Origin of the sequence: Lactobacillus sp. UMNPBX6 (assembly GCF_002553975.1) — a bacterium.
In the GTDB taxonomy this organism is placed as follows: Bacteria; Bacillota; Bacilli; order Lactobacillales; family Lactobacillaceae; genus Lactobacillus; species Lactobacillus gallinarum.
Genome location: NZ_PCZD01000065.1, coordinates 1 through 9,357 on the forward strand (window position 1 = coordinate 1; position 9,357 = coordinate 9,357).

The window sequence follows — 9,357 nt, forward strand, 5'->3', positions numbered from 1 at the left end:
TAAACTATTGAATTTTCAAGGTACAAGCCCACTTTTGCAAGTGGGAAGTTTAAGTTATTAAGACTTTGTGCGTGGCACTCAAAAAATTATTTAAATTATTTATACAAATAATTATGAAGCGCTGCCTGATTTAGCCTTTGAAGAGACATTGGTCTACCTGCTTATCGCTCTTAAAGAAGTAAAAGCAGAGATCTCCGCCACAGTGGAACAAATATTAGACAACTTTATTAAGTTATTGCCGGTTTTCATGCAAAAGCAGCGGCTGCGGACAGCTTAAAAACTAATTTAAGAGACAAAAAGCCAGATCCAATATGGATCCGGCTAGTTTTAGTGCTTTCAAGTTTCAGTTATGGATTAAAAGTAGTGAAAACGATTACTTATTTATTTCGATAAGAAATACCCCATGCGAAGATCAAAATTAAAATAAAGTTCAATAATAAAGTAAATCCGGTTACCCAGAAAACAGTCGCATAGTTTGAAAAACCAGAAATGGCAGAACCCATTAATGATCCAAGTACTGCACCTACTGCTTGGAAAGACTGATTATAACTAAAAATTCGACCGAAACTTTCCTTAGGTGTATTCAAAGTTAAAACAGTTTGAGCTGCAGGCAACATCCCCGCACTGGCAATACCTAATAAGAAACGCAAGAAGGCAAGCATCCATGGATTATTAGTTAAAGCCATTGGTGCAAATAAAATGAAGCCGATAACTAAACCTGCACGCAAAACACGTAATGGCCCAATTTCATCCATCTTATGGCCAATCTTAGATGCAGCAAGCAAAGTACCAAGTCCTGGCGTTGCTGCTACGATACCAGCAACAAATGCAACATCAGAACCATGAGGCATCATTGATTTTACGTATAATGAAACGATAGGATCAATTGACATAGTTGAAGATTGAACCAACATCGTAGTGATGAACATAACGATAATTAATTTAACACTTGGCAAACTCTTCATGATTTCGCCCATTGGCTTCATTTTTTCGCGAGAAATTGGAGTAAAGTCTTCATGAACTAGGAATGTTGTTCCTAAAAATACGATGAACATCAAGACACCGGTAATAAAGAACGGAATACGATAGCCCCATGCACCGCCAAAGATATTGCCAAAGAAACTAGAAAGGGCACCACCTAATAATGGACCAACCAAGTTGCCAGCAGTACCAGCGGTCATCATCTGACTCATTACCCATCCACTACGTTCGTGCGGCGTTTCGCTGGCCATCAATGCCGTAGCGTTGTTGATATAACCAGAAAATGACCCTTGAATGAAGCGCATGACAACGATATAAATCGCATTTGGTGCAAAACCAGTCAAGGTAATAGTAATTGCCATAACGCCGGATGCACGCATACACATTAGTTTTCTTCCTTTACGGTCAGCCAAGCTGCCCCAGTATGGAGAAACTATTGCCTGGGCAATAAAGGTCATAGCAAATGCCAGCCCAGAGTATAAGTTGATTTGCAGCTTAGAATAATTACCTAAATCAGAAATAAACAGTGAGATAAAGGGCATAGTCATTGAGTAGCCCATCCCAGTGATGAAGCAACCTAACCACAGGGTATAAAAAGCTTTATGCCAACCTGCAGGCAGATTGCGTGATTTAATAGTAGTCAAAGTGTCATCTCTTTCAAAAAATAAGAATAAGTTTTAATGTTTATTTTAGCACATACAAAAAATTAAATATTTTTCCAATTTTTTATAATAAAAAGATTATTAATGAAATAATGTGCTACGATAATGGTTCTAGAAGGGAGTTATCTTTATGGCACACATGTCGCGGCGAGAATATCGTATGAAGAAGGAACATGGACAAGATGGTGCTGATCGATCACGAATCAATTATTCTAAAAGTAGAGTAAATAGTCGTGAAGAATTTAGAAGCAAAAAAATTAGCAATCCTAAACCTGCTGCTAATACCAAAATCGATCTTTCACGTGAAAATTATAATCACGTAAAGCTCAATTTCTGGACAATCTTTTCTGATCGACCATATATTTCAGTTGCAATTATTGTCTTGGCACTATTTCTTGCCATGATCAAATTATGGTGGGGATTATTAATCTTATTGGCAGTTGTAATTGTTGGAATATACGTCATCGGCCACAGTCATCATCCCCATCAAGTACTTAGTCTTGAATTTCATCTAAAAGCTTCAAGAAAATTAAGTATGCTGAGAGCTTTAGAATTAGGTGGCTCAGTTACTATGTTTTTAGCTACCTATATGAAGCAAGTGGTAACTGTCGACTTTTCATCGGCAGGGTCAACCGATAGTTTCCAAATTATTCAAGGAGTATTGTCTAATAATGGTGGCTATTATGGTCAACAAGGATCATACTTTTTGAGTTTACTAAATACAGTCACTGGTGGTCAGCTCTGGAGTTCATACCGTTATGCCACAAATAGTGCGCAAATGATGAATAGTAGTTCTGGTCGCTGGATTATTATGTGGATCATGCTTTTGATGATTGCTCCAGCTTTTTGTGTATTAGCACAATTTTTTAAAGAACCATATTCTAGAAATGTGACTTTGATTACTTCATTGATTACCACATTTAGTTTTATCTTAACTCCTGTTTTAATGCGTAAATGGGTAGTTGGTTATGCTATGGAAAACCAACTGGCAAGAGAAGCGGCTAATAATGCTGTTCACATTGGGACGATGGCCTACGTAGGAATGGCTTGCTCGATCCTGGTATTAATAATTGCAACCTACCGGGTAATTAAACAAGATCATTTTGAATGAACTACACCGGCACTGAAGTGCCGGATTTCTGGGAACACTGAGTAGTGTTTAGGATCTTACATTGAATTATTCAAATACCTAACTCACGGAACTCAGCTTGTTACCATGGCCAGTCCCTGACCATTTAGCTTTGCTTTATGCAAGATATTAACTGCCGCATTAATATCTCGGTCATGCTTAGTTTGACACTTAGAACAGGTCCATTCACGAATCTCTAATGGCTTAGCACCACTGTTATAGCCACATTTTGAACAAATTCTGGAAGTATTCTTAGGATCAACTGCAACTAGCTTTTTCCCATACCATTCACACTTATACTCCAGCATTTGTCTAAACATTCGCCATGAAGCATTGGCAATTGATTTGGCTAAGTGATGATTTTTCTGAAGATTCTTGGTTTTCAAATCTTCAATCGCAATTACATCATATTGCTTAACTAAATGCGTAGTTAATTTATGCAGGTAATCTCTGGGCTGATTAGCTATTTTTGCTTGGCATCTGGCTTTTGACTTTTGTGCTTTTTGCCAATTAGTGAAACTCTCTAAGCTTCTAGGACAAAGTACCCTTTTATTCTTATCTTGTAAAACTAGTAATTTAGCTAAATGTCTATGTCGAGAATACTTTTTCTGCCAAATTCTAGCTTTCTTTTCAAAATAAGAGCTGTCAAAACTAGAGTACTTTAAACCATTAGATAGAATTGCTAAATCAGCTACGCCAACATCAATTCCAACTTGTTTGCCAGTTAAGCTGTACTTCTCTGGTTCAGATGTTTCTACCTGTAGAGACAAATAATATTTTCCTGTTGGTTCAAGCAGAACAGTGTAGCGCTTAATCTTAACATCTTGCAAAACTCCAGTCTTGCTGGTTTTGACACAGCCTAATTTAGGAATCTTTAAATATCTTTTACCTGCAATTCTGATAGTCGATTTACCAGTATAAGACCTTTTCAGATACTTGCGTGAATGAAAACGAGGCTTGCCAATTTGACCACTTTTATCTTGAAAGAAGTTCTTCCAAGACTGAGTTAGAAATTCATTAACTACCTGCAAGCTTGAAGAATCGCTGTTTTTCAAAAAAGGATATTCTTTTTTAAGCGGCTTAAGCAGATAATTCAGCTTAAATTTACCCAAGAAAGGCAAATCCTTATTATTCTGATAGCGCTCATTCATCATAGCCAGCATTTGATTCCAAACAAAACGGTCATTGTCAAACATATGTTTAAGAAAGAAGGAGGAACAAGCAAAAAACTAAAAAAAGGCCGGATTCATCAATAAAGAAAAAACAGCTTAGTCAACTTGACTAGGCTGCTTTTTTGGAAATTAAGGAATAAATTAATTTTAGTACCAGTTATGTGCTAACCAAAATCTCTTAGCGTTAACCCATGAACCGTAACGACCGTAAACGTATCTATCAGCAGTACGTTCTTGGTTCTTTGGTGATAAGTCACCGTGTAAGTAGCCGATGCTTAATTGGTACTTACCGTAACATGAACCGTTTCTAGCAGTGTAGCTACCGCCTGATTCACGCATTGCGATCCATCTCTTAGCTGCTTTTTCTTTTTTAGACATTTTCTTCTTAGCAGCTTGAACATTTTGGCTAGTAGAATCGTTAGCGAAAGTTTGTGCAACTGCAACACATGCAAAGGCAAGTGCTAATGCAGCAAAAATTTTAACTAAAGTAGATTTAACTTGTTTACTCATTGATTTCATTCCTTATTAAAACTTATTTTTAAAAAATTTATATATTTCTTAATGACTATACTTATATATTACAAGGTCTATATGACAGCAATGTTACAAAACGAAAACGTCACTCTTACAATCAGGAAGAAATTGCCTTTTTTGAGCGCTTTTACTGATATTTTGGTAAAATTTAGAGTGAATTATGCTAATAGGAGGCAAAATAAATGGCAGTTAAACGTTTTTATGAAATTTTCCACCCAGAACATTACGATTTACGCATTAACGTAAACCGTAAGAATAAGACTATTAATGGTACTTCAACGATTACTGGTGATGTAATTGAAAACCCAGTATTCATTAATCAAAAGTTTATGACCATCGACAGCGTTAAGGTTGATGGCAAGGACGTTGATTTTGAAGTAGTTGAAAAAGACGAAGCAATCAAGATTGAAACTGGCGTAACTGGCAGAGCCGTAATCGAAATTGCTTATAGCGCACCACTTACCGACACTATGATGGGTATTTACCCTTCATACTACGAATTAGAAGGCAAGAAGAAGCAAATTATCGGTACGCAATTTGAAACTACTTTTGCTCGTCAAGCATTTCCATGTGTTGATGAACCAGAAGCTAAGGCTACCTTCACCCTTGCCCTTAAGTGGGATGAAGAAGATGGTGAAGTTGCACTTGCCAACATGCCAGAAGTTGAAGTTGACCAAGATGGCTACCACCACTTTGAAGAAACTGTTCGTATGTCAAGCTACCTTGTCGCATTTGCCTTTGGTGACTTACAATCAAAGACTACTCACACTAAGGATGGCGTTTTGATTGGTGTTTACGCAACTAAGGCTCACAAACCTAAGGAATTGGACTTTGGCCTAGATATTGCTAAGCGCGCAATTGAATTTTACGAAGACTTCTACCAAACTAAATACCCACTTCCACAATCATTACAACTTGCATTACCAGACTTCTCAGCTGGTGCCATGGAAAACTGGGGTCTTGTAACTTACCGTGAAGCTTACTTACTCCTTGATCCAGACAACACTAGCTTAGAAATGAAGAAGTTAGTTGCTACAGTTATTACCCACGAATTAGCTCACCAATGGTTCGGTGACTTAGTAACCATGAAGTGGTGGGACAACTTATGGCTTAACGAAAGTTTTGCCAACATGATGGAATACTTATCAGTTGATGGTTTGGAACCTGACTGGCACATCTGGGAAATGTTCCAAACTAGTGAAGCTGCATCTGCATTGAACAGAGATGCTACTGATGGTGTTCAACCAATTCAAATGGAAATTAATGACCCAGCAGATATTGACTCAGTCTTTGACGGTGCCATCGTTTACGCTAAGGGTTCAAGAATGTTAGTCATGGTTCGTTCACTTCTTGGTGACGACGCACTTCGCAAGGGTCTTAAGTACTACTTCGACCATCACAAGTTTGGCAATGCTACTGGTGATGATCTTTGGGATGCACTTTCAACTGCAACTGATCTTGATATTGGTAAGATCATGCACTCATGGCTTAAGCAACCAGGTTACCCAGTAGTTAATGCCTTTGTTGATGAAGACGGTCACTTGAAGCTTACTCAAAAGCAATTCTTTATCGGTGAAGGTGAAGACAAGGGTAGACAATGGCAAATTCCATTGAATGCTAACTTTGACGCACCTAAGATTATGTCTGAAAAGGAAATCGACTTAGGCAACTATAAGGTACTTCGTGAAGAAGCAGGGCACCCACTTAGACTTAATGTTGGCAACAACTCACACTTCATCGTTAAGTATGATAAGACTTTGCTTGATGATATCTTGGCAGATGTTAATGAATTGGACCCAATTGACAAGTTGCAATTGCTCCAAGACTTACGTCTCTTGGCAGAAGGTAAGCAAATTTCTTACGCTTCAATTGTTCCACTTTTGGTTAAATTTGCTGATTCTAAGTCAAGTTTGGTAATTAACGCACTTTACACTACTGCAGCTAAGCTTCGTCAATTCGTTGAACCAGAATCAGATGAAGAAAAGAACTTGAAGAAACTTTATGACCTCTTATCAAAGGATCAAGTTGCACGTTTAGGCTGGGAAGTAAAGCCAGGCGAAAGCGATGAAGATGTTCAAATTCGTCCATACGAATTGAGTGCCAGCCTTTACGCTGAAAATGCAGACTCAATTAAGGCAGCTCACCAAATCTTTACTGAAAATGAAGATAACTTAGAAGCATTGAATGCAGATGTTCGTCCATACGTTTTGATTAACGAAGTAAAGAACTTTGGCAATGCTGAATTAGTTGATAAGTTAATCAAGGAATACCAAAGAACAGCTGATCCATCATACAAGGTTGACTTACGCAGCGCTGTAACCAGCACCCAAGATCCTGCAGCTATCAAGACTATTGTTGGCGACTTTGAAAATGCTGACGTAGTTAAGCCACAAGACTTACGTGGTTGGTACCGTGGTTTACTTGCTAACCATCATGGTCAACAAGCAGCTTGGGACTGGATCAGAGAAGACTGGGATTGGCTTGACAAGACTGTTGGTGGTGACATGGAATTTGCTACATTTATCACTGTTACTACAGGTGTCTTCCACACTCCAGCAAGACTTAAGGAATTCAAGGAATTCTTTGAACCAAAGATTAATGTTCCACTTCTTAGTCGTGAAATTAAGATGGATGTTAAGGTTATCGAAAGTAAGGTTAACTTGATCGAAGCTGAAAAAGATGCTGTTAATGATGCAGTTGCTAAGGCAATTGATTAGGTAATATAATTGTAAGTGTTCATGAAGAACTAAATGCAATTCATGCAGAAGAACACAAATGAGAAAAAGAGTATGCTAAACGTGACTTTAGTCATGCAAAGCGTGGGCGGTCGTATGACCGCTTTTTTTGTAAAGAAATAAGGATCTATCTGTAAATATGATAGGTCCTTATTTTTCGTGGTATAATTATTTTTATTGCTTACCTTAGATAAGAAGGGAGTTTTTCTTTGGGTAAACGAGATTCAAATACAGCATTCTTTGGACAACCAAAGGGCTTGTCCACTTTATTCTTTACTGAGATGTGGGAGCGTTTCAGTTACTACGGCATGCGGGCTATCTTATTGTTCTACATGTACTACGCAGTTACCAAAGGTGGTTTGGGAATGTCTCAAACTACTGCTGCTTCAATCATGTCAATCTATGGTTCGCTTGTTTATTTATCAACGTTAGTCGGAGGCTGGCTTTCTGACAGAGTATGGGGCTCTAGAAAAACAGTCTTTTACGGCGGTGTGCTTATTATGTTGGGACACATCGTTTTAGCTTTGCCAGCTGGTGTAGCGGCGTTATACAGTTCGATCGCTTTAATTGTTGTGGGAACTGGATTGTTAAAGCCAAATGTGTCTGATATGGTTGGTGGTCTTTATTCTGTTGAAGATCGCCGTCGTGACGCCGGCTTTAGTATTTTTGTTTTTGGAATTAACTTAGGTTCCTTCATCGCTCCATGGCTTGTTCCATGGGCAGCTGAAGGCTTGGGCTTCCATATCTTTGGTAGCCAGTTGAACTTCCATGCAGGATTTTCATTAGCTGCAGTTGGTATGTTCTTTGGTTTAGTACAATATGTACTTGGCGGAAAGAAATATCTATCAACTGAAAGTTTGACACCTAATGATCCTATTGATAAAGGCGATTTGCTTAACGTAATCAAGTGGGTTGTCATTATTATCGTTGCAATTGCTGCAGTTTTAGCCGTTATGGCTGGAGTAGGACAATTAAATGTTGATAATGTAATTACCTTATTAACTATCTTGGCTATTGCATTGCCAATTTACTACTTCGTAATGATGCTTCGCAGTTCAAAGGTTACTAAGATTGAACGTTCGAGAGTTAAGGCATATATTCCATTATTCTTCGCCGCAGCTATTTTCTGGGGAATAGAAGAATCAGGTTCAGTTGTTTTAGCATTATTTGCGGAACAAAGAACTGTTTTACATATCGGCGGTTGGCACTTTACTGCGGCTAACTTCCAATCTCTTAACCCATTATTTATCATGATTTTGACACCAGTATTTGTATGGCTATGGGAACACTGGAAGAAGCAGCCAACTGCACCGGGGAAATTTGCGGCAGGTCTTGTCTTTGCTGGGCTTTCATACATGTGGATGGCTCTTCCAGGTATGCTCTTTGGTACAAGTGGTAGAGTAAGTCCATTCTGGCTTGTAGGTTCATGGTTTATCGTTGAAATTGCCGAAATGTTGATTTCACCAATTGGCTTGTCAATTACAACCAAACTTGCTCCAAATGCATTCCGCTCACAGATGATGAGTATGTGGTTTATGGCCGATGCGACAGGACAAGCAATTAATGCCCAAATCGTTAAGTTTTATTCAACTAAAACAGAAGTGCCATACTTCATGGCTGTTGGTGTAGTCAGTGTAGTATTCGGGATTATTATGTTTGCTTTAATTAAGAAGATTAACGTCTTAATGGAAGGCGTACATTAGAATATGAAAAATGACGTGGGAATAATCTCACGTCATTTTTAAAATCTACGTAAATAGATGCTATAAACTACTAGTAAAATACCAAAGATTAAGAAAATAATTGCCAAACTACGTTGCCATTTAGCTTCATTAGTTTTAGTATTATCTTTTTTCGCGTTATTGTTCTTAATACTTAAACATCTTAAATATGAAATTGCCGCCATAACTAAGCAAATGATTCCGATTATTAACATAAAAACCTCTCAAAAATCTATATCTTTATGTCTAATTTTACGCAAAAAAATAATGCCATTCAAATTTGAATAGCATTATTTTTATTTTCTTAGTCGCCGATTGTAAAATCAAGTTGAACACTTTATAAAAATAAAAGTCCATCTGGACCTGTTTGATAGAATGTTAATATCCACAAAAACATCTATTGGAGGTCACAAATGGACTCTT

7 protein-coding genes are annotated in these 9,357 nt (G+C 37.8%); 3 read left to right on the forward strand and 4 right to left on the reverse strand.

Going from position 1 to position 9,357, the window contains the following annotated elements; all coding sequences use genetic code 11:
- Positions 1-377 precede the first annotated feature (377 nt).
- The gene (locus CP357_RS08805; RefSeq protein ID WP_098037097.1) at positions 378-1,625 is read right to left on the reverse strand and encodes an MFS transporter; all 1,248 of its coding nucleotides are present in this window, start codon (positions 1,623-1,625) and stop codon (positions 378-380) included.
- A gap of 148 nt (positions 1,626-1,773) precedes the next feature.
- Between CP357_RS08805 and CP357_RS08810 the strand changes: the two genes are divergently transcribed.
- Positions 1,774-2,754 (forward strand): hypothetical protein, encoded by a 981-nt coding sequence (locus CP357_RS08810; RefSeq protein WP_025006412.1) that lies wholly within the window; start codon positions 1,774-1,776, stop codon positions 2,752-2,754.
- Positions 2,755-2,846: 92 nt separating this feature from the next.
- Here CP357_RS08810 and CP357_RS08815 read toward each other — a convergent pair whose 3' ends face one another.
- Together CP357_RS08815 and CP357_RS08820 are read right to left on the reverse strand one after the other, a co-directional pair.
- A complete protein-coding gene (locus tag CP357_RS08815; RefSeq protein WP_098037098.1) occupies positions 2,847-3,968 on the reverse strand; it encodes an RNA-guided endonuclease TnpB family protein in 1,122 nt (373 codons plus the stop codon).
- Positions 3,969-4,091: 123 nt separating this feature from the next.
- The gene (locus CP357_RS08820) at positions 4,092-4,454 is read right to left on the reverse strand and encodes an aggregation promoting factor surface protein (protein WP_087236344.1); all 363 of its coding nucleotides are present in this window, start codon (positions 4,452-4,454) and stop codon (positions 4,092-4,094) included.
- A gap of 206 nt (positions 4,455-4,660) precedes the next feature.
- Between CP357_RS08820 and CP357_RS08825 the strand changes: the two genes are divergently transcribed.
- Together CP357_RS08825 and CP357_RS08830 are read left to right on the forward strand one after the other, a co-directional pair.
- Positions 4,661-7,195, forward strand: coding sequence for a M1 family metallopeptidase (locus tag CP357_RS08825; RefSeq protein WP_098037099.1), 2,535 nt, complete (start codon positions 4,661-4,663; stop codon positions 7,193-7,195).
- A 227-nt stretch (positions 7,196-7,422) separates the two neighbouring features.
- Positions 7,423-8,916, forward strand: coding sequence for a peptide MFS transporter (locus CP357_RS08830; protein WP_098037100.1), 1,494 nt, complete (start codon positions 7,423-7,425; stop codon positions 8,914-8,916).
- A 38-nt stretch (positions 8,917-8,954) separates the two neighbouring features.
- Here CP357_RS08830 and CP357_RS08835 read toward each other — a convergent pair whose 3' ends face one another.
- A complete protein-coding gene (locus CP357_RS08835) occupies positions 8,955-9,149 on the reverse strand; it encodes a hypothetical protein (protein WP_087176819.1) in 195 nt (64 codons plus the stop codon).
- Positions 9,150-9,357: the final 208 nt, after the last annotated feature.

Bases quoted from the DNA above. Each gene is read 5' to 3' on its own strand.
- CP357_RS08810 (WP_025006412.1), top strand. From the start codon at position 1,774: ATGGCACACATGTCGCGGCGAGAATATCGTATGAAGAAGGAACATGGA.
- CP357_RS08815 (WP_098037098.1), bottom strand. From the start codon at position 3,968: ATGTTTGACAATGACCGTTTTGTTTGGAATCAAATGCTGGCTATGATG.
- CP357_RS08820 (WP_087236344.1), bottom strand. From the start codon at position 4,454: ATGAGTAAACAAGTTAAATCTACTTTAGTTAAAATTTTTGCTGCATTA.
- CP357_RS08825 (WP_098037099.1), top strand. From the start codon at position 4,661: ATGGCAGTTAAACGTTTTTATGAAATTTTCCACCCAGAACATTACGAT.
- CP357_RS08835 (WP_087176819.1), bottom strand. From the start codon at position 9,149: ATGTTAATAATCGGAATCATTTGCTTAGTTATGGCGGCAATTTCATAT.